General features: G+C 63.5%; 14 protein-coding genes. 4 read left to right on the top strand and 10 right to left on the bottom strand.

Translation table 11 applies throughout. From position 1 onward, the window contains the following. The 10 genes from AC1DRP_RS14155 to AC1DRP_RS14110 form a co-directional block, all read right to left on the bottom strand. Positions 1-1,550 (bottom strand): TniQ family protein (locus AC1DRP_RS14155; protein WP_476768776.1); only part of this gene is annotated, 1,550 nt, incomplete at its 3' end. Further along, positions 1,550-2,551: an ATP-binding protein gene (locus tag AC1DRP_RS14150; RefSeq protein ID WP_476768775.1), complete on the bottom strand. Its 1,002-nt coding sequence runs from the start codon at positions 2,549-2,551 to the stop codon at positions 1,550-1,552. The genes AC1DRP_RS14155 and AC1DRP_RS14150, both read right to left, overlap by 1 nt. A gap of 85 nt (positions 2,552-2,636) precedes the next feature. After that, positions 2,637-4,766, bottom strand: coding sequence for a Mu transposase C-terminal domain-containing protein (locus AC1DRP_RS14145; protein ID WP_476768779.1), 2,130 nt, complete (start codon positions 4,764-4,766; stop codon positions 2,637-2,639). Continuing rightward, entirely contained in the window at positions 4,766-5,323 is a 558-nt protein-coding gene (locus AC1DRP_RS14140; protein ID WP_476768774.1) for a TnsA endonuclease N-terminal domain-containing protein, read from the bottom strand. Before AC1DRP_RS14140 ends, AC1DRP_RS14145 begins: the two co-directional genes overlap by 1 nt. A 981-nt stretch (positions 5,324-6,304) precedes the next feature. Further along, positions 6,305-6,664 (bottom strand): antitoxin Xre/MbcA/ParS toxin-binding domain-containing protein, encoded by a 360-nt coding sequence (locus tag AC1DRP_RS14135; RefSeq protein ID WP_476768773.1) that lies wholly within the window; start codon positions 6,662-6,664, stop codon positions 6,305-6,307. Positions 6,665-7,079: 415 nt separating this feature from the next. Further along, complete coding sequence (locus AC1DRP_RS14130; protein WP_476768772.1) at positions 7,080-7,412, bottom strand: DUF6634 family protein; 333 nt, start codon at positions 7,410-7,412, stop codon at positions 7,080-7,082. Positions 7,413-7,495: 83 nt separating this feature from the next. Then, positions 7,496-7,711 (bottom strand): hypothetical protein, encoded by a 216-nt coding sequence (locus tag AC1DRP_RS14125; protein ID WP_476768771.1) that lies wholly within the window; start codon positions 7,709-7,711, stop codon positions 7,496-7,498. Then, positions 7,708-9,816, bottom strand: a complete 2,109-nt coding sequence (locus AC1DRP_RS14120) for an AAA family ATPase (RefSeq protein ID WP_476768770.1) — start codon at positions 9,814-9,816, stop codon at positions 7,708-7,710. Before AC1DRP_RS14120 ends, AC1DRP_RS14125 begins: the two co-directional genes overlap by 4 nt. A 594-nt stretch (positions 9,817-10,410) precedes the next feature. After that, a complete protein-coding gene (locus AC1DRP_RS14115) occupies positions 10,411-10,899 on the bottom strand; it encodes a hypothetical protein (RefSeq protein WP_476768769.1) in 489 nt (162 codons plus the stop codon). Positions 10,900-11,056: 157 nt separating this feature from the next. Further along, positions 11,057-12,367 (bottom strand): hypothetical protein, encoded by a 1,311-nt coding sequence (locus tag AC1DRP_RS14110; RefSeq protein WP_476768768.1) that lies wholly within the window; start codon positions 12,365-12,367, stop codon positions 11,057-11,059. Positions 12,368-12,869: 502 nt separating this feature from the next. Here AC1DRP_RS14110 and AC1DRP_RS14105 point away from each other — a divergent pair. The 4 genes from AC1DRP_RS14105 to AC1DRP_RS14090 all read left to right on the top strand — a co-directional run bounded on the left by AC1DRP_RS14105 (position 12,870) and on the right by AC1DRP_RS14090 (position 24,535). Continuing rightward, on the top strand, positions 12,870-13,973 hold the full coding sequence (locus AC1DRP_RS14105) for a DNA cytosine methyltransferase (RefSeq protein ID WP_476768767.1): 1,104 nt from the start codon (positions 12,870-12,872) through the stop codon (positions 13,971-13,973). A gap of 1 nt (position 13,974) precedes the next feature. Further along, positions 13,975-16,614: a hypothetical protein gene (locus AC1DRP_RS14100; protein ID WP_476768766.1), complete on the top strand. Its 2,640-nt coding sequence runs from the start codon at positions 13,975-13,977 to the stop codon at positions 16,612-16,614. Between the two features lie 377 nt (positions 16,615-16,991). Then, entirely contained in the window at positions 16,992-18,665 is a 1,674-nt protein-coding gene (locus tag AC1DRP_RS14095; RefSeq protein WP_476768765.1) for a hypothetical protein, read from the top strand. Then, the gene (locus tag AC1DRP_RS14090) at positions 18,662-24,535 is read left to right on the top strand and encodes a DEAD/DEAH box helicase (RefSeq protein ID WP_476768764.1); all 5,874 of its coding nucleotides are present in this window, start codon (positions 18,662-18,664) and stop codon (positions 24,533-24,535) included. Before AC1DRP_RS14095 ends, AC1DRP_RS14090 begins: the two co-directional genes overlap by 4 nt. Positions 24,536-24,550 lie beyond the last annotated feature (15 nt).

Below are 24,550 nucleotides of genomic sequence, written 5' to 3'. Positions count from 1 at the left end.
GTCCGTAAGGATCCTTGGACGATCATCAGTGTCAGCATGTCGCCGTGGTCACCGCGAACAAGTCGCCGGATCTCCACCACGTTGACCAGCATGGCCATGTAGCCGGTCTCGCCGCTGATCTGGCCAACCCAATCCAGCTTGCCGTCCAAGATCGCGCGCACGATCTCCATCGCGCTGCAGTTGGCGCGCTTTGCTGCCTCGGGGATCCGATAGATCGGATCGTCGTGCCCTGCCATGACCTGCGCCTTTGCAGATAGCGCTGCAAGGAACCCGTCGAGTTCCCGTGAATCGTAAGCGTAAACTTTGAGCACCTCTTGCCCGGATGAAACGAAAGGCGTGATGAGTTCAGCCTGCGCCAAGAGCCTGGTATGGACCCGCCCGGCATTCAGGTAGTCTTGGGCGTCGCGTTCGCTGATTGAGTGCTTGGCTTTTAGCAGGAATTCCTCGGCCTGCGCTGCGGAGAAGAGTACGCGGTCATCCGTCAACTCGCGATGGTCGGGCGGAATCGTGCCGAAGGCGGCGAGAAGGCGGCGCAGCCGCTTCGGATGGAGGCCGGTTTCCAGCGCCGCAGTCCTGATGGAATGCTGCCGCCGATACTCCACGATCTGGCGACCRTACATTCGATCGTCCGGTCCGACCGGCGCCGTCTCGCGAACGAAGTCAATCAGGACTTCCCGAACAGGATCGTAGTCCTCCTCGTCCATACCGGCCAGCCAAGTGTGAAGTCTCCCGAACCATGCCTGCGGGCCGCTGCCATCGCTGTTGGATTCGGGATATGTGGACCGCATACGCTCCAGAAACGCACGGATGCCGAGGTGGCCGCCGCTCGCGATCTCGTAGCCTGCAGCTCCTGCCTCTCGCCATTGATCGTCAGTCAGGGCCTTTATCGCGGCCTTGCGCCCGAAGACCTCGACAGCTCCGATCATCTCGCAGGTCCGTGCCGCCGCATACCAGGGCAACGCGCCCAACCAGGTATGGTCCTGCTGCCCTTCAAGGCGATCGATGAGGTGTCGCTCAAGAGGAGACGGCCGCACCTCCTGAGCCTCGGCCGCCAAACGCGGGATCTTCACCAGAGAGGGGGCGACGCAGCGCGCGAAGTCGTGCAGCGGGGCCGGGGGATCCTCGTGACCGATTTCCACGAGCATCACCCCATGATGCCGGCAAGCCCGAATAGGATCGAGGAGCCAGTGGACGCGACCGCTGGCCATCCAGGGTCTGGCCTCGTATGCAAGGTCCTCAGCGATGCACCGCGGGCAAACCAGCACCCTGGCGCGCCTCAAGCTCGCCTTCTGCATCTTCTGGCTGCGGTGGTTGAAGCCGGAGCCGATCCTGGTGATTGTCGCATTCTGGAGCGGCTCGATCGGGCAACCAACCAACTCAGCGACAAGCTGAACCGCTTCCGGCTTGCCATCGACGATGGCCTGGAATGGTGCGCCCATGTCGAGGGCGAAGCTGCGGACGGACAGGGCGTTGTGGCGAACCGCCAGTCTGGAGATCAGGCTGGCGGGGGTCTCGTCCGGGCGCGGCGGTACGGTGGGAAAGATGCRCATCAGCGCTTCCCCTTCTTCGACTTGCGGCCAGCCGACTTCGGCTTCGGATCGTCGGCGAAGACGGGGTCGGGCGGCATCCGATCGAGCAAGACCAAGCTGGCATCGATGTCGGGCCAATCCGGCGCGACGAACGGGTTCATCCGATCCCCGCACCCGGTCCGGTCTGCGAATGCATTCGCGAAGTGGTGCATCGCGAGCTCGTCCTTGGCCGACATGAGACAATCCTCGATCGCCTCGTGGATCAGTTCCACCGCGATGCCGTAGCGATTGAGCGCGGCGTGGGCGAGCCGAGGCCCAATCGTTTTCGCGAGGCCCACGGGCGTCGCGATCGCTGCGGCGGAGCAGCAGCGGGACAGCGCTTCGGCGATGAGCATGTTGTCGCTCGGCATCGACAAAGTCGGCAGCTGGATGAAACGCCCCCGGCGCCGTACCTCATCGATTTCGCGCATGGCCGGGACGAGGCTGGGCAGGCCGCTAAGGACGAGGCCGATCGGCCAGTCGTCCGAGACCATGATCGACTTCATCGCCTTACGGATCGTATCGATCTCCAGGACGTTCGCGTTGTCCGTGAGATTATGCAGTTCATCGAGGTGCAGGAGCAGGATACCTGCCGTCTTCAGCGCCTCATGGACGCGCGCCCAAAGCAAATGCTCGCGGAGATCCCGCGCCAGCGGGTACCCAAGGCCGTGGAGTATCGTCATGCCGAGCGACTTGAGCGTGCACGGCGCCGGAACCGTGACGCTGACCAAAGGGCAACCAGAATCAGGCTGCCCGTAGCCCTTCAAGGCCGGGTGGGTTCGGAACAGCCGATCGATGGAAGCGGTCTTGCCCGTCCCGGCTTCGCCAACCACGACAATGGCACGAGCTTCCCTACGTGGCGAGTTGACGTCGGTCTGAGTAAGCGCGCGCTTGCTGACCATCGTGCGGATCAGGGCGTCCAAGCTCTTGCGAAGGCGGTCGTCCAAGTCGGTCTCGACGTACTCGGCACGAACCTGCGCCATCGTGTTGACGACGCGCAGCTCGGACGGGGGAAGGCATTCGCGAAGCTTTTCGACCGCGGAGGTGAAGGGGGTGTCGCTCACGAGGTCAGTTCCTCGACTTGATGATGCGGGAGGGAGCGGACCGCGGCTGCGGCGGCTCCGAGCTCGACTTGCCGCGGGGGATGGCCTTTTCCATCACATCTGCGGATGCCGAGGCTGCTGCAGCCGCCGTATCCTCCTGAGAGGGGAAGCCGAGACCGATCTGCAATTCGAGGGCGTCGAGTTCGCTCTGGCTCGGGCGCGTTGCGAGGATGCCGGCGCGGAGCTGAGCCTTGCGGGCCATTTCCCAAGCATCGCGAACGGCTGCAGCCACGACGGCATCGGTCAGCTTTGCCTCGGCGGCGTAGCGGCGCCTGAGGTCCCTGGACGCGGCCAGCCAGATGGAGGCGGGCACATCATCGAGGCCCGGGCGCATGCACGGAACCGCGACCCAACCCGCTCCGAGGCGCACGGACACGTGGCCCATGTCCGATGGATCGAGCTTCACCTCGATGGCGGCATCGCCGTGCCGCCGCCGGTGGGCCTGAAGCTCAAGGCAATTGTAGAACAAGCCTAGGCACCGGATGCCTCTGGGGGACGCGGTGCGCTTCAGATCCGTGCCGAAGATGGCGCGACGGACATGACGATCGGGGGGCGGGATGATCCCGAACTTGGCGACGAGGCGTGACCAGGCGTTAGCCGGCGTCTCGCCGCCGAGACCTGCGTGGGGCGAGTTGTGGTAGACGTCCACGACCCACCGTACCAAGACGTCGCAAAGCTCCTCGACGGTCAGGCTTGCCCTTTCCTCGGGCTGGTAGTCACCCTTGGCGTCAACGGAGCCGAACGTCCGCCCGGTGAAGGGGGCCAACGCCTGATCCTGCATCGTGCGGAATGTCCGTTCTATGGTTCCGCGCAGCCAGGGCACCCCGGCCGGAGGAGCGTCCGGATCGCAACCAAGGTCAATGACCACTCGTCGGAAGGATCCCGCCATGAAGGCGGCGCCCTGATCGTGGACGATGGACTCTGGGCTGCCGTGGTGTTCCCAAGCGGACCCCGCGCCGACGGCGTCCGCATACCGCCGCTTCGGCGTGACAACCATCTCCAGAGTCTCAATCGCCAGTTCGGCGCTGACGCCTGCGGCGACCTTCATTCCGAGGATGACGCGGGTGGCGGCGTCGATCGCCACGCAAGCCCAATACCGCTTCTTCTTGAGTTCGTCCTGCTGCTCCGCCGACAGCACCTCCAAAATCCCCGCATCTTGAATGATCGTCATCAGGTCGATGCGCCACTCGTCCATCTCGACGCGCTGCAAGGGGCGCTCAATATCGGAGCCATTTGCCACCATCTGGAAGCGCTTCATCGCGGCCGGCAGGCCGTATCGCCCAGCGTAGACGTCGAGCGCCGGCAAGGCCCTGATCTCGATGCCCAGCCGCTCATAGGACGGTGCCTTCAGAGCCGGGAGGCCATGCGCGACACGCTCGCGATTGATCGCATCCAGAGCGGCCAGAAGTCGGCGGTAGACAGCGCGGATCGTCGGTCGGTTCTCCGAAGCATACTGGAGCGCGAATTCAGCAAGCAGTCGCCGGATTGCCGGATCGAGCCGGACGGTGATCCGGTCACCGCTGCGCCGGCACCGAGAGCGCAGCGCCGTGGCGCGCAGTCCTGCGTTCTCGAAAGCCTTCACCCAGTTCCTCAGGGTACGAGGGCTGATCGAGAGCGCCGCCCTTTTCTTTCCCGGGCGGACAGGGATGAAATCGCCATCGTCGTTTCGCTTGCCCTCTGCCTTGTGGAGATGGTCGACGTAGGCCTTGTCGATTTCTTGGATGGCCAGCTTCATCGAGGCGTCGGACCTCGTGGCCTTCTTCTCGGCCTCCATCTTGAGGAACGCCACCGCATAGAAGCGGCGCCCCAGAACCATTTCGCGCTCGTCGATTGGAATATCCGCGACGATATCCGCATCGCTTTCCGAGCGAGCAGCGATTGCGGCGAGATCGAACGCGTCGCGATCGAACCGGAACCTCGCGGTCTGAGACAGCAGGTGCAGTCGCTCATGGCTGAAGTCCTCGATCACGCCGGGATCGTCGACGCGGGCGAGCACGTACCCCTGGGGCAAGCGCTGGCGCATGCGGTACTCAATGCCGTCGATGCCGAGACGGTCGTTGGGGCCGATGCGGAACATGGGGACATGCACGTTCATCACGCGACCTCCCCATCGTTTGCGGCCGTGACCTGCGTCGCGTAGCCGATGCGCGACTGGCCAACGACCAAGATCACCCCGTTGGCGATCAATCGAGTGACAGAACGAAAGGCATCCCCTCCGCGGCCGCTCTCGCGGACGAGCGTGCCGATCGTGGTGACCGGGGTCGCCTTGGCCAGTTTCAACACCGCAGCGTCGAGGCCCTGATCAGGCGCTCTACGGGCGTGATGCAGGAGCGCCGAGTTATGGACCAAGTCGCGCGGCAGGTCGGCATCCGTGATCAGCAGGACGCCGTCTGCGAAACCGCGCGGGAGTTGGTTCGCGATCGAAGCGAGGACATCGGCGAGACGGTGGCGCTCGGCACGGGCCTTCGGCTTGACCGCCACGGCCAGCTTGCGGCCATCCTTCAGGGTGACGAGGAAATCGAAGGTATGGCGGTGCCTCTGGCCGGCGGCGTCAAACCATACGACCGACGGCGGCTGCTCGCTCAGGTCGGCGACCTTGGGATGCGTCAGGAGGAAATGCGCGGCTTTCTTTTCGAGGCCGCTCTCGCACATGATTTCCCGCGGCTCTGCACCGCCTACGACGGACGGTCGGCAAGCGCCGCGGCTTTTCCCGTGCACATTGCGGGACGTGACTGAGGGACCTGGAGGGCACCAGATCGGAGCGGGGGAAGCGGGGAGGTTCTGCACTTGTTGGGTTCCAGTCGGTAGACGTGCGACCGCAATCCCGATCCGTGCAGTAAAAGACTACTTGCGTAACATTACGCAAAATGCTTCCACTTACGAGCGCCGGGCTTGGTCTTGCACTGAGTTGGGTTGCGATCCGCTTCCAAGGTTTCCTAGGCCTCGGATGGAAGCGGAAGATGGATGGGCATTCCGGTCGTTGATCGGAGTGCCCTTTATTTTCCACTTAATGGCCATGAAGCATCGGCTACGCGATGTATTCATGCGTATTCTCTATCCGTCGGAAATGGCCTTGAAGCGCCTTTGCRCTACAGTGAAATTGTATTCGTTGTTACGATCTCCGCTGCTGATTTCCATCTCTGCGCGTCGCGGCAAATCTTCGCCGTTTCCGCCCGAACAGCTATGATCGAATCTGCTTGGATCGTCGATTCAGCGACCTTGTTGGGCGTGCTGCGACCGGGCCAATCATCCGTGGATTGGAAGCTGTTGAAAACTTGCTGGCGCTTGACATGTGGGGTTGACGAACGACTGGCCCAGCCACGGAATGGGATGATCAGAACTGCTTCATCTTCCGCAAGGGCCTCGAGGATCAGAAGAATTTCGATCTGAACGGCCGCTTAGCCGTTCAATGCATGCACGAGGGGCGCGGGTTAGAAAAAAGAGCCAGGGGCGAAAATTTTTCTTCCCCGCTATCCACCATTTCGGTGTTGCAGGCAGTCTTTTGGTCGATTCTCGTCGCAGCGCGCTCGTTCAACGCCTTTCGCGTGATTGGTCGTGGCATCGTTAGGTATCCCGCCCGCACACATCAGCGGCCGCGCAGCACGTCGTGCAACGATGTTTCGAATCGGAACGTCAGAGATCCGACGAGCCTAGAAACGTGCGTTCGAGGTAGGCGCGAATTTCGGCTAACGACGCGACATCGCCTCTGGTCATTATGTCCACTGGCTGAAGACCGCCGAGAGCCGAATTCGGTCGCTTTACCCACGCGTAGCCGCGAGCCGGTTCCGTGAACAGCAGGCGAAGGTTCTTGTGAATTCCGATCAGCAGTGAGAGCCGGACCTCCAATTCGTGATCGAAGGGGCCGTATTTAGTAGCACTCTTCCAGCGCGCGAACGTTTCTGGATCGAGATTTCCGAGGATCTGACGCKATTTTTCGTCTGAGAGCTTCCACTTCTGGAAAAGTCTGACAACGGCAGCGGCTGCCGCTTCCAATTCCGTGATCGTGAAATCTGTCTCGGCGGAAGCTGCTGAGGTCGCGCTAGCCCCGCGAGATGCCGCTGAACGCTTCCTAACTGACCTGTCCCGCCGACCGCTGCCCTTCAGCCTCTGTCGCGCCCGCTTCATCAACCGGGGGCCCGCGTTCGGGACGAGAAGGACGTGAAATCAGCGTGCCGCGGCACGCGCCTGATTTGCGTGGTTAGATCGTCGACGACTGTCGCGATCGGATAGGGACCGTGCGTTTGGACTGGCTCCGTCTCGACAAAACCGATCGGAGGACTATTGCCGGCCAACTCATCAGAGAGCGGCCTGAGAAGAACGATTACGATACTGAGCGAGAGGGGGCGGCGCAGCTTTTGCGCTGCGCGGACCAAGTGAAACGTCTCGCAGTCGGGAACGCCAATACAGCTCATGGGCCGCCGGCTTCCAGTTCTGGCGACGGCGCGTCAGTGGGCGGCGATGCGCACTTCCCAAGGCGATACCAGCGCGAAAGTGTGCGAGCGATGGTGCGATCCTGACTAATCCAGATTAGCGGGCTCGTTGTAATGAACCGATCTCCAAGGATCGGATGCCCGATCGATCGGCCCCAGAACACCGTTTGACCGGTTAGAGGTTCTCCAGCGATCATCCAATCCTCGAGGATCACGGCGTCACGGAGATCCGACTGCGAAGGCCTCCACCCCTCTTCGAGCCGCCGCAGATCGTCAGCGGCCGCCCTAATCTTCTGCACCAGTTCCTGCATGGACCGCTCTCCCATATGGCGTGAGCAAGCAGCCGGTCTCGTTCGCCGGCTGCGAAGGCATTGCAGTAATGTCGGGAGTTCTGTCAGCGCTGGAGCGTGGCGGTCGCCCCGGCGGGACTCCTCAGTCGCTCGAAGTCGGCGCGCCGTTGGATAACGGATGCGAGAGCGCAGATTGCGTCCACGGGATCTACGCTCAGGGCGGCAGCAAGATCGTGCGTCGCCATGAGGAGCCGGGTTTCGACCTCGGGCAAAGTTTCGGCCGTCCGATCCTTCTGGAGCACGTCGTCGAGATAGATCATGCGCACCTCCCAAACTCGTCTTGAGCCTCGCTGAGTTCGACCGTCCCGACCTCGACAATCGATTTGATGTCGTCGCCGGATAGGTAGCCCTGGGCATTCAGCGCATTGGCAAGCGCGATCAATCTGCCCCGCTTTCGATCCAGGAGGAGCCGAGCTTTGTCCTCGGCCTCGTTCAAGTGCTCGTTGACCGCCTTATGCAGCTCAGGGTGCTGGGCAAGATTCCTGATCTCGGCGAGGTAAGCGCTGCCCGAGATGCCCAACCCGCACTGGGTCTCGACGAGCATCGCGAAACCGGTGGCTCGCGCCAGATCGGAGGAGATGCTCATTCCGGCACCTGCACTCGCATCCCCGAGAATGAGGCGCTCGGCAGCTCGGCCGGCCATGAGCACGATCATCTCACTTTGAAAGCGATCAAACGTGGCCGAACCTGTCAGATTGCTTTCGAACTCAAAGAACCCACCCCGGGAATGGAGGGAAATCCCGCAGACCGCCCCTGCCTCCAGCTCGTGGGCGGCCAAAGCATGGCCACTCTCATGCACCGAGATGCGCCAACGTGCCTCCGACGAGAGGGGCGGCGCGGTTGCGGCGATGGCCGACAACAGCTCTTCGAGCGTGAGATCACGCCTGGCTCGCCGAGCGGTGCCTTTGGCGCGACGAACGAGCGCCTCGACATCGGCGCCGGTGGCGCCACGCGAAGCCAACGCTAGCGGTGTGAGATCGGTGGATGGTGGAAGTGCAGCGCCGATGTAGTATCGGAAGATTTCTACCAGCGCCGTGGTATCCGGTCGATTGATCTGTATCTCTCGATCAAGCCGTCCAGCCCGCTTTATCGCGGCATCAATCCTATCGGGATGGTTCGTAGCGGCGATAACGACGACGCCAGGGCGTTCCTCGATGCCCGCGAGCTGTTCGAGCAGCAGGTTGACGATTTGCGTCCAGTACTCGACGTAATCGCCCTGGAGCTTCGATCGGTCAGAAATGCCGTCCAGCTCGTCGATGAACAAGATGCTCGGCGCCTGCCTGCGCGCTTGCGAGAACGCATCGCGGATAGCCTGCAATGTGCCCGAAAGAAAAGGCGCAGCATTCCACTGAGCCACCGATGTCGAGACGAGCGGAACCCGCGCGGATTTGGCCAAAGCGCGCGCAAATTGGGTTTTGCCCACCCCGGGAGGTCCCGACAGGAGAAGGCCCTTGTGATCAAGGTCAGCCCAGCTGAGTTTCCCTGCGCGATACTCGCTCAGATCGTCGGCCAGCTGCAGGCCCCACTCTTGGGCCGCTCCGTATCCCGCTAGCTCACTGAGAGAAGGTCCCTGGATCAGGTACTCACCTTTCTTCCTAACGACATCTTCGATCGCAGCGAGGCATGCGTCGCCGGCTCGTCCGAAGCGGAATGCCAAAGGGAGATCATCGACATCGAGCAGCCGGATGAGGTCCGGGTCCATGGCGCGTGACGTTGCACGTCCCGTCACCACCTCGATGACCAAGGCGAGGGCGGTTTGATCCAGCGTGGGAAGCACAAGACGAAACTCTGCCGTCCGCATAAGCGCCTGTGGCAGCTGCCGAGTCGGGTCGGGTGCGATACCCATCACCGGAATCCGGCGCTGGAGCGCCGCTGCGACCTCCTTATTGCCCTTCTCGGGGCGATCCTCTCTCGCCGAACCATCACGGGCCACGAGGACAGCGCGGGTCTGCGAGCCGATAATTGAGCCGGCCTCCATCACACGCGAGTGCGACGGCAGCACGCAGCTCTGCACGACTTCCTTGGCCATTTCGACGAGGTTCGGGCTATGAGTAGTCAGCACGACGATGGGAGCGTCCCGGCGGATGCGACGCGCCAGGCCAGAGACGCCCTCAATTGCCCGGGCGATCAGAACCGCGACAGCCGCCAGATCGGGCCTGAGGATCGAGACACCACCACCGTCGAAGCTATCCTCGAGGTCGTCGATCAGGCGCTCTAAAGCCTCATCAGTGTAGTCGGCGCGGAGCATAGGCTGGATTTTTGCTCCCGCCTCGCGGGCAAGGATTTCGATGTAAGCCCGCGCTAGCAGGTCCTTTCGGGCTGGAATGGAGTGGCGGTCAGCTACAGACGATTTTCCACGCGGCATGAATCCTCCCGTGCGATGTTGGCCAGAGAAGTCGATTGGAACGTGAGTGCCGACGGGGCAGCCGCTGAGCAGCCGTACGCCCGCTCAGTCGATCAGGGTTGGTTCGCCAGCCTCAACAGTCGCTCAGGCTCGCAAGAGAGCTCATCGAACTCTTCGTCTAGCAGCGCCGAGCTATCGTCGCCGCCGAAGAGGCCGGCGGCGCAATATAAGCTCTTCGCCCAGGGGCGGGCCCTAGAATGCGCCCCTCCGAGCGCGAAGCCGTCCGCCGCGGCAAAACTGCGAGATCCTCGGTAGGCCGAACCCAAGCGCTTCTGGTCAACCATGAATGGCTCCGCGATGTGGTCGAAGACAACAGTCCTGGCACCTGGGAGGTGGAAGGGGCTGCTTGGTCGATTGGATGAGCGATGGCGGTAACCGGCCAGCAGTCGCGAGGCCGCATATGGACATCGGCAATCGCTGCCGCTGGTCGCCATCAGCGCGGATGATGCCATCAATTCGCGCTGAACAGAAAGTAATATACCCTAGGTATAAAAAATTCGATACAATTTGAGTGAAATATGGTTAACGCGATGCCGCCTCGTGGCGGTCGAACAATCAGCGACGTCCGTCACTCCGGGACGTGTAGACCACGACGCCAACGAGGTCCTCGCCGTGCACAAACTGCGCACCGGCCTGTTCGAGGGCTCGCCTGATTCTCAAATTTAATGCAGTTTTTGGCGCGGCGTAGCCATTTTCGAAGTCGTTGATCGTCTTTTTAGACACCTGCGCCTGCTCTCGCAGCCAAGACTGCGTCACATTCAGCAAATCCCGGGCGGCTTGAGAGAGAAAACCTGGGAGCACGCGATCCGGTGGCATCGGCATGAAACCTGTGGCGCTTACAGGAGAAGGAGGGCCGTCTCCAAAGTGGAAGATCTTCATACCGCTGGTAGAATTCCATTTTCTGATTGCGTCAGATTTCCTGGCGTTGGGGCTGACGTGCTCGTCAGCGCGGGCGCCGGGCTTCTCGCTCCGCACTTCCTTCAGATCCGCACGGTGCGAAGTCGGATGCTGCGACTCATTAGTGACGGCTGGCTTGACCGGCATAGGGGCGCCTACACGACCATTGGTGGCCGGTTAAATGGACTGACGCCTCGGATTGTAGGATTGCACAATCAGTTCTTGCAAACGGCAAAAATGCCGACATTCAAGGTGCCTTTGCCCAGCGGTTATCACGCTGAGCCCCAACGCTTGGCAATAGCGCTCATGCTCGGGGGTACTTGGATTGATATCTTTCTTGAGGAGCTAGCCATTCCGAGAGAAATCGAAGGGGATCTTGCTCCCCAAGCATTGATCTGGCCAACGCTAGGCGGGCTTCAATATCGGGCCGCCGCTCGTCATCGATCTTTGCTAGGCGCGTTTCGGCTTCCTGAAAGAAACGTTCGACTGCGGTAGCGGCCGCCCACTTCTCCATGATCTCAGCGAGTTGCCCTTTGCTGTCCGCCAGCGCTCTCTCGACCGCCTTGCGATCCTCTTCGCGGAGGTATCGTTCATGCGCCTCTGCCCACTCCCTGCGCCGTCGGGCGGCCGCCTTCTCCTCAGCCACGATCAACGCGCTGAGCTCCGCTTCGGAGCCTTGAAGCCGTGCGACTATCGAGGGTACGAGCGACTTGAGGTCTGCGGCTTGCGTGTCCTGCCAGTTCGCTGACCAGTCGATGTTCGCGAGAGGGCAGTAAGCGACGAACCGAAAGCGGCCGCAGGGTAGGTCTTGCTCCGTGGTCCAGGAGTGCGTGAGTTGCCAGGGCCGGGCGGAGCGGACCAACTTGCTGTCTTCGCGCACATAGGAGCCGTCGAGGTACCGCATTGTCACGCGCTCGGTCATCTCGGTTAGCACGAGACCGACGGGGATCGAGCCGATGTAGGTGACCGTGGGACGGCGCGGCGACCAGATGCTGCCCGTCTGATAGCGCCCATACTTGCGGTCTTTGCGCGGAACCTCCTGCTCGTCGACGTGTATGCGCCGCATCTCCTGGTCTGCGGGCGCAAACATGACGCGATGCCCTCTCTGGTCGAGGGCGTTGTAAATCTCGTTGGCGATGTCGAGTGCGACAGGCAAGTGGTCGGCCGAAGCTACGATATCGGGCAGGAGATACTTGTAGGGCCGCAGGAACTCGTTCTTCTCGTCGGTGCGCGACTTCCGGAAGGACTCGTCGACGCCGATCAGCATGGGATGGCGCGTCGGCCTTCGAGCGCGATCGGCCGCTTTCCGGTCCAAACGGCGGTACACGCGCTTCGGTGGAGGTGCTGAGAGCGGTGTGCCTCTATCCCAACGGACTTGGTCTCCGGGCAATGCTGCGGGCAGGTCGGGACGGGGGGCTTCCTTACCCACCGCCTTCTTCTGCCAGTATCCAGCGGGTGGTCTTGGCACGTTGAGCGCCTCGCAGATGCGTGCGAGTTGGTAGCTTTTCATGCCGAGCTCGTCGGCCAAATGGTTGAGCGGGGTGGTCCAGACGCGCTCGTACAGTTCTTCGCGTGTCATGCCAGAGGGGGCAGATGGCGTGGTTTCCGTGTCCATTTTCTTTCTAGTCGCCGCATTCAACTGAGCCTCGCAATTTCGGCGAAGCGGAGGCTCAAGTGAAGTCCGGATCTCCAAGAGGGGGCTAAGTGTTCGAGATATAGATGCTCAATGTCATGGACGACGCCGGCCGAGAGGACGAACAGCTTCTCCTGACGTCCGCTCAAAGCCTGAGCGGACAGTCTCGGATTGACCGGACATCCATTTTCTGAATCGTTCTCTGTACCGTCGTGGAGTTAGTGGAGACGAGGAGAGAGGGGACAAGCGTCTCGATGGACACGCGGCATTATCGTGAGGTCTAGAAGCGGCCGACATTCTCACTTTGCCTCACCCGACCAGTCAGCGGATCCTTTGAACGAGCGGAAATTGCCTACCAGTTCGCAGAACCGCTTCGAACCGTTGCGGAAGCGAGCTGCCCCCTACGAAAATACAGTTCCTAATCCAGAACTTTCGTAGGCTCTCAGTCTTTCGTTTGCGTGTCCCCATGGCATCATGCGCGCAATTGGAAGATCAGGATTCGCGCGTGCCACGTCTAACTAAGAAGCCAGCCAAGCCAGAGCCCGCCGCTTCGACGAGCGTCGTGGCTGTCGATCTGTTCTGCGGCGCAGGCGGACTTACCCACGGAATGGAGCGCGCGGGCATCGACGTACGACTCGGCGTCGATCTCGATCCCACTTGCGAGTATCCCTACACGGCCAACAATGGGGCAGCATTCCTGTCCAAGTCGGTATCGGCGGTGACCGGGGACGAGATCCGCGTGGCCTTCGGCGACGCGCGTTTCCGGCTGCTAGCCGGTTGCGCGCCCTGCCAGCCCTTCTCGACCTACAGCCAGGCCCGCAAGCCGTCCGAGGACAGCCGCTGGAACTTGCTGGCCGAGTTTGGTCGCCTGGTCGTCGAGGCTGACGCCAACATCGTAACGATGGAAAACGTCCCTCAGGTCGAGCGCGAGACCATCTTCCAGGATTTCGTCCGGTCGCTTGAGGAAAGCGGCTTCACGGTCTCCTATCAAGTGGTGGAATGCGTCCGCTATGGCGTTCCGCAGGCTCGCCGCCGCATGGTGCTGCTGGCGTCCAAGCTCGGCCCTATCGAGCTGCTCGAAGCCGAGGAGAAGGCGAGCGCGACCGTTCGGGACGTCATCGGTCACCTGCCGCGCATCGAGGCCGGCGAGAGYTGGCCCGACGATCCCCTTCACTGCGCCGCCGATCTGGCACCGATCAACCTCAAGCGCATTCGCGCATCGAAGCCCGGTGGAACCTGGCGCGACTGGCCGACCGACCTGGTGGCGAAGTGCCACGACAAGGATACCGGCAAGACCTATCCCGGCGTCTATGGGCGTATGCCCTGGGACGAGCCTGCTCCGACGATCACGACCCAGTATTACGGCTTCGGCAGCGGACGCTTTGGCCACCCGGTCCAAGATCGGGCGATCTCCCTGCGCGAAGGAGCGATCCTTCAGTCCTTCCCGCCGGAATACCGGTTTGTGAAACCCGGCGAGCCGATCGCGCGGAAAACGATCGGGAGGCTGATCGGGAACGCGGTTCCGGTCAAGCTCGGCGAGGCGATCGGAAGAAGCGTCCTGCGACACGTGCAGGGTCATCCAGCCTGACATGACCCTGCCGAACATGACGCCGTTTTGGAGGTGGGAGGAGGCGCTGACGCGCCACTATCTCCGTTCCGACGGCGGGTTCGGTTCCGCGCCGCTCTCCTTCCTCGATGTGTCGGGCGTCGAGCTTGCGCGCGCGATAGGCAAAGGGCCGAGCGAGGCAGCCGGTGCGCTCGCCGCGTTCCTGACGATCTTCCGGCGGCAGGCCTTGGTCGATGCCTTGACTTACGGCTACTCGCCCTCACCCCCGGAAGGCCTGCGCGTTCCCGGCTTCTTCAACTTCCTGATCTTGTCCTGCCATGTCGCGTCAGCGGCGCCGGACGTCGCTTCCTCAGGGGATTACCGCCACCGCCTGCAGGAAATCCTCAAGATGGACCATGGCATCCAGACCCTCACGGGGCTCCGGAAGTTGTGGGAACGGCTTCCACAATGGATCGACGCCAAACGCAGCACTGGCCAAGGATACCGAAACGTTATCCTGCCGAGCTTCGGGACGATGAGACAGATCGGGTATTCCGTCCGTATCGCGTTTCCGTCCCGTCACGACCTGGGCAAGATGGAACGGCTGTTCGGTCATTTCGCCGAGCAGACCACTCCAAGGGCGAGCGCGCTTATATCCATCGTTGTGCCCGAGCTACATCGTCATAACTGGTCAGCCGGCTTTCTTCATGCGTTCAGGGATTTTCACGCCAGGCGTCAGCTCGGGGAGCGCCTGCTCGCGGATCATCCCTTTTGGGTCGGCATCATGGGCTTGCGGAAGGCGCCACCTGGTCCGGACCTCGATGCGACGTTCGAGATAGACCTGACGACAGACTCCGACGGCCAGCACGCCTACTCGGTTCGGACGGATATCGGACGCGTGATCCAGAGGCTGGCCGGACAGGTCGAGCTCTCCTCCGACCAGGACGCCGTCAGCATCGCTGCGGCGCGCAGCGAAATCCTGGATCTTCTCGCGAGCCCGCCTCCTTCCGTCCCGCCTTCGCTGATGCGCAGTTTCGCTGAAGGTGTCTTGCCGTTCTCGGAGATCGAGTGGGGTCTCTGGCGAGCCGCGCGCGTTCCCACCGGATCGAACGTCCGTCTGCTTGTGCGGGACGATCACCTCCGCAAGCACGATCTGCCCCGCGCCGGGAACGATGGCTGGCGTCTACTGGACGGGATTACGCATGCGGAAGCGATCCGCGTCATCCATCGGCTGACGGGCCGACTGCCGGACCCCGCGTCAGAACTGGCCAAGGTTCGAGTGGCCGGCGGCATCAGGATGGACAAGGCCTATTTGGGCCGCCCCGGCTTCCTCCCCATCATCGAGGCGGCCGAGGGTTGCGCCGCCACGCCTACCGCATTCGACGGATCGCAAGGCTCCCTCACGGCGTCGATCGACGGCCGCCTCGTTCGCTTGTCCGCCGATGGCCCAATCGAGGGAGCCTGGAGGATCGCCGTAGCGGAAGGCGGCGTGATTCAGGCCGAGCCGAACCTGGTGTTCGAGCCCAACGCGAGGGAGTTTCCGGTCATCGAGCCAGACGAACTGGCGAACGGTTGGCGTCCGGACGAGCCAAGCCTGGCGGCGTGCGCGCCGTTGGCCGTCGAGCTCGCCGACCCGCACTCGGTCGGGAGCGTGACCGATGCCGCCTTCTCGGACCTGCTTGAGGTGGTGTTCGCCAAAGGGAGGCAGGGGTGGTCCGAACAGGATATCGTGGGGCTGATCGCTCCCCGGCTGCCGACGCCCTACGCGGTCTGGGACGTGCTTCAATTGCTGGCCGACAGCGGTTGGACGGAACCACGGGTCTCGCGCCATTGGCGAGCCCGACGCTGGTTCCTGCGACCACCGCGGCTGCTGTCGTATCCGAAGGGCGGCGCGATACTGCTCGATGGGGCCGTTCCCGAACTCACGCGCCGTCGCTTCGAGCGCACGGCCACGGCAATGGGCGGGACAGTGGAGTGGCGCAGGTCGGCAGGCGGCTGGGCCATTCCTTCCGGCATCGCCATGGGTATGCAGCCCGAACCCTTCGCGGAAGCGATGCAGATGGACCTGCGACGAGCCGAGGCCGAGGTCCCCTTACAGGGATCGGCGATCCAGTTTCGACCGACCCTCTATAGCGAGAACCATCGAATCGTCGCGGCTTCCTGGAACTGGTCGTCCGGGCGCTTCTCGAAAGGCGATCGAGCCGATGCCGGGGCGGTCAGACTCGAAAGGCTAACGACCCTCAAGCCAAACGCCGCCGACGTCTATCGCGTAACGAGTGGCAACGACGTCAAACACCTGCTCGATGGGCGATCGGCCGCGATACTGATGGCCCATCGCCTGGCGGGAAAGCCGGCATTTTGCTTCATCGCCGACCAGGGCCTCGTCGAGCGTCTCTCGCTTGCAGGCGCGCTTCCCATCCAGATCACTCGTTACCTCATGCTTCGGAACGGGTGCGGACCCGCGTTGGATTTCGAGAACGTCGGCGCCCGCCGCTACGTGACCCGCTGCAGGCGGGAGGATGCCACCATACTGTCCGGTTGGCTGGGTGCGACCTTGGATCTGCCCACACCGACCAGCGACAGCCGACAGGACCTTTTGCGATCGTTGGTCCTTGGCCGAGCGAGAGGGACCGCTAGGTCCAGGACCATGACCATGAAACGGGGAGAGGTCGAGCGATGCTGAGGCACGAGACCGACCTGGACGGCAATCAGATCTTCATCGGGCAAAAGACCTTCGGAAATTCGGCTGGCGCCTGGCTGCAACCTGTTGCTGTCGCGCGGCCGGAAGGCTGGCTTGAGGTTGATCCGGTGGACTTTCCGCATGAGGGACGCGTATTCAGCCTCGATCCCAGGATCACCCGGAAATCGAACGGCTACGTCGCCCTGTTCACGGTCACGCCGAACGCCAAGGCCGGAGCCCGCGACGACTACAGCACGGATCGCGTCGACGAGGCGATCGAGATCGCCCATCTGCTTGAGACCGCGTCCGCTGACGAGCGCCGGGACCTGATCATGAGATCGGGCGTCGACAGGGGCTCTCAGGAGGATTCCTCCCTGATCGTGCCGCTTGACGCGAACCGCGTCGCGTTTCCGCGAATGCAGCGATCGGGCCCGACGACCTGGGTGCTCTCCCATCTGGAGCATGCGGACCGGGTTCCCGCCTATGCCAGGCCAGCCGGCGATTTCGACTGGGTGGCGATAGAGGGCCGTCGGTTCCTATTGCCCGGCCAGGTGCCGCGCGATGTCGTGGGCTACGTGAACTGGGAGACCGACCTCGCGTTCCTGCAAGCCCTCGTCAAGCGCATAAACAAGATTGCGCGCCTTCGCCCAGGCACCGAAGATTTCGTCATCAACTCCGGCTTGTCGAGCAGGCTACACACCCTGTTACGTGACGGGGAGATCATCGGCGAGGCTGCGGGCGCCAACGATGCCGCGCGCGATCGATTGGGGGAGTTCCTCACCAAGCTCGATCGCGAGACGGGCGCGGCCACGGCGATCGCAGAGGCGTTGTTCGCGGACCAGACGATCAAGAATGGGCTGACGAAGCTCTCGGAGGAAGAGGCGGGAGCGATCCGGCTTCGCGAGATCGAGCGCATTCGCCCGGAGATCGTCACCGAAGTCGAGGCGGGCATCGCGGATCGCCTTCTGGAGCTGGAAGCCCTCTCGGCCGAGATCGCCGATGCGACGACCGCGCTCGCCGCGAAGTCCGAGGAACTCCAGCGCGTGGAGGGCCTCGTGGAGGCCAGTGTCGCAGGTTTGAGCGCCGGGCTCGGCGACATCATGAGGGATATCCGCGAGACCGGCCGGACATTGTCGCAGATCATGGAGGTGACGGGCGCCGTCCCACCACCGGCCGTGCCCGGCCCGGCTCCCATGGGGATCGAAGACGCCCCTTGGTCCAATCCTCGACGGGGCGAGGTAAGCGCAATCGCCATCGAGGACCTGCCCGAGATCGCTCGAAAGGCGGCCGCATCGAGCGGCCTCGATGAGAAATTCATCCGCCGTTTGGACATCTTCGCGCGCGCCGGCGAGATTCCCGTCGTCGTCGGCAACTCCGCCGAGCTGCTGCTCGACTGCTATGCGAGCGTCGTGGCCGCTGGGGCTCTGATCAGGATGCCGCTGGACCCTTCGATCCTCGGGCCCGAGGATCTGTGGCGACGCGCGGGCTCGGGCGGCGCCACGCCGTTGGCGCTGGCCTGGCAAGCCGCGATCGCGGACGGCTCCAAGATTCAGATCGTCTGCCTGGACGACGTCGATCGCGCTTCGCTTTCGGAATGGTTCGCGCGCTTCAAGAGGCTGTATCGGTCCAACCGGCCCGACAACCTCCTCTTGGTCGCGACGCTGTCCCCCGGGAGCGCGGAAATGCCGCTTGATCCTACAGAGCGGGGTCTTCATCCGATGATCGTCGCCAACGTGAAGTCCGACGCCTTGGCGGCAGTCGTATCGGGTGGAGGGATCGAGGCCGCCGACCTTCGATACCTATCAGGACCGACGCGGTCGGCCCTGACGCCGACTGACCGCCGGTCGTTGCTTGCGAAGATCGCGGGAAGCGGGATCGAAGGCGGCGATGCGGCCAATAGACTGCTCGCGATCCATTCGTCGGCCTTGGTTTGGCTTGAACCCGGCAAGGCCTGCGACTTCGCCGTTAGCGCGCTGCTGCCATCGAAGTCCGATCCCGCCGTCGGTCGCAGCGAGGCGGTCGCCGAAATCCACGCCGAGAGGAAGACGTCATGATAGATCCGATCGGCGGTTTCGAACGCCTGCGCAACTTCTTTCTGACCTATCTCGATACTGCCTATCGCATCCGCCACGAGGACCTTGCCGAAACCCGTCGCGTCCTGCTCCGGGATCCCGGCACGCTCGCGGCCGAGCCTTACCTCGAACCCGTCCCCCGATACCTGACGTGCGATTACCGCGTGGAGAAACTGCTGGAGGAGTGGGCGGACAATCCGATCAGCCACCTTCCGCCGGCCTCCCGTGCCGCCTTCGTGGAGATCGTGCTGTCGGGCCTGTTCCCCGGTGAGGACGTAGCGGATGGTCCGATCGCCCGGCGAAGCCCCGAGACCTTCAAGCCTTACGTTCACCAGATGAAGATGCTCGCCCGAGGCACGCGGGCAGGGCAGCCGGGCATCGTCACGTCGGGCACCGGATCGGGCAAAACAGAGTCGTTCATGCTGCCGGTTCTGGCCGCCTTGGCGAACGAGGCCAAGAAGTGGACGGCCCCCGACGCGTCTTATCTCAACGGACGCTGGTGGCATCAGAGCCCCGGGAAATTCGTTCCCAAGAGGAGCGGAGAGCCCAAGTCCCGTCGCGCCGCCATGCGGGCGTTGATCCTCTATCCGATGAACGCGCTGGTCGAAGACCAGATGACGCGCCTTCGCCGCACGCTCGATTCCCCGCAGGCGCGCCTTGCCATGGACCGTCACCTTGACGGAAACCGTATCTTCTTCGGACGCTATACCGGCGCGACACCCGTGACAGGGTTCCTCGACCATCCTCGCCGCGCGGACGAGACCCAGCAGAAGAAGCGGCGCGAGCGTAAGATCGCCGAACTCGCCGAGAGCCTGAAGGAGTTCGAGGACGGGCATCGCTATGCCTGCATGCATGACGAGGAAACCGGAGGGGAGCCCGAGCTCACCCGCTATCTCTTCCCGGCGACCGACGGGGCCGAAATGCTTACCCGCTGGGACATGCAGTCCCACCCGCCCGACATACTGGTCACCAACTCCTCGATGTTGGGAACGATGCTAGCGCGCGAGGTCGAGGCGCCGATCTTCAAGCAGACGCGCGATTGGCTGGAAACGGACCCCGACGCCTACTTCTACCTGGTGTTGGACGAGCTCCATTTGATCCGGGGCTCGGCCGGCACGGAGACCGCCGGTTTAATCCGGGCCCTAATCCATCGCCTCGGCCTGCACGAGCCGGACCGCCGTCACAAGCTTCGGATACTCGCATCGAGCGCGTCGCTTCCCGTCGTCGGCGAGCAGGGAGATCGCAGCCTCAAGTATCTCGACAGCTTCTTCGGGCCGTTCGGGACGAGCCGCACGGCCGCCGATGCCGGCTTCGAGGACCGTGGCCGCTGGTCCGAGTGCATCGTTCCCGGTGAACAGGTGTTTCCCGCCAAGCCCGCCGCCGACAACCTCGACCCGGTGCCTTTCCAGGAACTCGTCGACGTTCTTGCCGCCGAGGGCGAACTCGTCCGCTCGGTGGACGACACCCCAGAGGTCCGCCATGCGTTAGCGTCGTGTCACCGTGCCTTGATGAACGGCGGCGGCAATAACCCGTTCGAGGGGCTGTTGAAGGAAGCCATCGAGGCCGCAGCCGGCGCTCTCGTCTGGGCGTGCAGGTCCTCGGGCGAAGGCGACAAGCTGACCGTTCGAGCCCATTCGGTCGCGGCGATCGCGGAACGGCTTTTCGGCGGCGCGGGCGAAGGCGAGCGCAAGGCGGTGCGGGGGCTGGCCGTTCTCCGCGGCATCGGCGACATCGCGAAGAAAAAGTTCGGGGTCCAGATCTCCGACACGACCCCCAGCTTCCGCATCCACCAATTCGTCCGCAGCATCGAGGGACTGTTCGCGACACCCATCCGCGAGGGCGAGACCGACAGCATCACGTATGGCGGCGTCACCGTCGATCGCGGGCTGACCTACACGACGACCGGCGATCGCCACCAACGCAAGTTCGAGCTCATCTACTGCGAGGCCTGCGGCGAAGTCTTCGTTGGCGGCATGCGGGGCGTCCAGGCCAACGGATCGTCCGACATCGAGCTACTTCCCTCCGCGCCGGACCTGGGCGCGCTGCCGGAAGCGGGTGGCGTGGGGCACTACGAGGAGCTCAGTTACAACGACTTCGCGATGTTCTGGCCCTCCACGCGGAAGCCTGCTGGCGCGGGGGACTCCGAGGAGTGGATCGAGAGCACGCTCGACACGAACACGGGCGTACTGAGGAAAGGTCTGCCGGGCTCGGCCGATCCGACCTTGATACCGGGCAGACTCTTTTACTGCGCTACTCCGCACCGGTCCCACAAGCGCAATCCCGACAGCGTCGGTACGGCGGGACCCGACTGCTGCCCGGCATGCAGCGTCAGCTACGCCCCCCGGCAGAGGCCCCGCTTCTCGCCGATCAGAAGCTTCCGGACCGGCTTCAACAAGACCTCGCAGCTGCTAGCGACCGAGATGTTCGAGGTGCTGCACGCGAGCGGCTCGCTGGCCAAGGCGGTGGCCTTCTCCGACAGTCGGCAGGACGCGGCAAACGCGGCCATGGAGATCGAGCGCGCCCACTACCAGGATCTGCGCCGGCTGATGATCATGGAGATCGCGAACAGGGTTGCGAACTCGACGGACAACGCCGAGGAAATCGATCGCCTCGAAGCCGAGATGGCCGACCTCACCGCCAAGAAGCAATGGGCGTTGGTGCCTGCCCTGGCGGCAAAGATCGAGGCCATGACCAACGCGTCGGGCAAGGACCGCATTCCGCTTTCGACGATCGTAGAGCAGCCGATCGCGCTCGCGGGCAAATCCCCCAGCCCCATGCTTCAGGAAATGCTGAAGCTCGGCATCCACCCGACCGACGACGTCGGCGTCAAGCGGTTCAAGAGGTTCGATTGGCCCGATCTCTTCGAGCGCGAAGGCGATCGGCTCGTGTGGAAGACTACCGGGGTCGAAAGCCAGGAGATGCAGGAGGTCCGCAACGACGTCATCGCCAAGCAGGATCCCCACGTCGACGAAGTCCTGTTCTCGCGAACCTACTTCGCGCTGGAGGAAACCGGGCTCGGCTATCCGACCCTATTCACCGATCACGTGCCGTCCGACGCGGACCGGCTGGATGCGTGGTTGCGCACCTTCGGCGACGCCTATCGCGTCTCGTCGAACAAATACCTCGCAGACGACGCGACGCCCTGGATCGACAGCGTCCCGAAAGGCAACCGCGTCTACGCCCTGGCTAAGGCCGTCCGGGAGGCCGACCCGGATCTGGAGGTCCAATCCRTCCTTGCATCGCTGAGGGCGCTCAAGCATCCCGACGGCAAGATCGATGCCCAGTTGTTGGGCGTCCGGATGATGAAGGCCGAAGATCCCTACTGGCGTTGCGAGCGCTGCTCGCGCGTTCACCTCCACCGCGGCGTCGGCTACTGCACGCGCTGCCGCAATCCGCTCGATGCGGCCAAGACCGGCGAGGCCCGGGACCTTTGGGCCAAGAACTTCCTCGCGGAGCGGATCACTCGCGGTCGCAAGGAGAACGTTTCCGGCTTCAGGCTGCGTTGCGAGGAGCTGACCGGACAGACCGGTAGCCCGGCGGATCGCCTGCGGCGCTTCAAGGGTATCTTCGTCGCGGATCAGTCCAAGGTCGACCGTGAACTGCAGAAGGCTTCCTCCGAGATCGACCTGCTGTCCGTCACGACGACGATGGAGGTCGGCATCGACATCGGCGCCTTGCAGGCGGTCTACCAGGCGAATATGCCGCCGCAACGGTTCAACTACCAGCAGCGTGTGGGTCGCGCCGGCCGAAGGGGGCAATCCTATTCCCTCGTCGTGACCCTGTGCCGCAGCAGGAGCCACGACCTGCATTACTTCCGGTCCCCTCAGGCGATCACGGGCGACCTTCCGCCGCCGCCGTTCCTCGCCGTCGACCACCTCGACATCCCGCTGCGCCTGGTCCGCAAGGTATGGCTGGCCGCGGCGTTTGAGTTGCTCAAGCCACAGTTCGGCGCCGAGTATCCAGGCGACGATCCCGGCGCCAACGACGTGCATGGCGAGTTCGTGCCGGCGGCGCTGTTTTACGAGGAGGACTCGGGCTGGCCCGACTTGTTGGCAGCGGCATTGGAGCGCTCGATCGCGACGCGCGACGAATTCGCCTCCGTCATCGGAAAAGGCATCGACGGACGGGCCGTCGAGCTTGTCGCCCGGTCTTCCGTGGCCGCCACGATGGGTCAAGTCATGGAGCACCGGGTATCGGGGCAGTATTTCGATGCTGGTCTGGCCCAGTTCCTGGCCGAGAAGGGCCTCTTCCCGATGTACGGGATGCCAACGCGGGTCCGGAACCTCTATCTGGGGCTGCGAGCGGACGGCAAGAAGAAGGTCGCCTGGGATGCGGTCGATCGCGATCTCGATGTCGCGATATTCGAGTTCTCGCCCGGTCAGACCCTGACCAGGGACAAGCAGAAGCACAAGGCCATCGGGTTCACCGGAGGATTGATGCGCCCCACCATCGTGGGCGGTTTCTCTCTACCGGTCACGCCGGCGAACGCCTGGTGGGACTCCTCGCACCATGTCTCGGCTTGCCCGATGTGCCGCGGCCGGACGCTTCATGACGAGCGGCCCCTGGAGACGTTCCAGTGCGTCGATTGCGGCGCGGACGTCACGCCGGACGACGCACGCCCGTATTACGTTCCGTCAGGCTTCAGAACGTCGTTTCGAGCCGAGGAGAACAACGACGACCGCGACGTCGTGCCGGTGCGGCGAGTCGTGGCGGCCGAGATCCGGGATGTCCAGGTCGAAGCGGTGCCCGGGACCAACTTTTCCCTCCACGCGGGCTCGGGTGCCTCCATCCTTCGGATGAACGACGGCCCCCAAGCCGAGGGGGACGCGGAGCCCGAGGGTTACGCCGTTCGCACGGCTCATCAGAAGGCGGTCAACGTGCCGCGCGGAGTGTGGGTCAAGAACCGCCCTAGGCTCGAAAACCAGTTCGTGACGGAGGAGGCATCCTCCAGCCGGTTCGACTGGGAGCTCGTCGACGGCACCGAGATGGAGGGCATCCGGCTCCTGTCCAGCAAGCCGACCGAGGCCCTGTATCTTGGCCTCAGGACCATCCCGGCCGGGCTCCGGCTGGGAGCCCTTGGCAGGACGCCCTACCAGGCTCCCATCCGCGCCGCCGCCGTCAGCGCCACCCAGCTGCTGCTCCAGAGGGCGTCGCTGGAGCTGGATATCGACCCCGACGAGTTCGAGGCCCTGGAGCCGCGCCTGCGCAACGGCCTGCCCATGCTCCAGATCGCCGACAACCTGGTCAATGGCGCCGGCTTCTGCCGACGACTGGCCGAACGTGAGGCCGATGGTGTTCCGACTATCGCGCGCCTTATCCGCTCGATGCTCGATGACCCGGACGATGCAATCGTGCGCACCTTCCGCGAGAGCGGGCATCGGAGGGACTGCGCGCAGGCCTGCTACCGATGCATGCAGCGATACGGCAACCGGCAATATCACGGCCTTCTGGACTGGCGGTTGGGGCTGGGGTTCCTTCGAGCTCTCGTCGAGCCGGGCTATCGATCCGGGCTTGATGGCGCCTGGGATCGCGATATCGAGCTTGCGGACTGGCCCAGGCTGGCTCGGTCCGTCCGAGACGAGCTTTGCCACCTCAACGCGATCAAGCGGACACCGGTCGATCTAGGCGATCGCGGCATTCCCGGCATCCGCGAGCGCACCGATGGCGGCGACCGCTTCTACATGATGGTCCACCCCTTCTGGCGCGTCGGCAACGGCACGCTCGGAACCGAGCCGTTCAAGAGCGCGTTCGCCCAAGTCGGAGGCGCCGACCTCTTCTTCGTCGATGTCTTCGACGCCAGCCGGCGCCCGGTATCCTCGTTGGAGACCGCGCGTAACAGGGATGTCGGCTGACGACAGGGGATCTGG

The organism is Allobosea sp. 01N443 (assembly GCF_056399325.1).
Note: the sequence above shows the minus strand (reverse complement) of the source record. Positions and strands in the feature narration are given on the sequence as shown.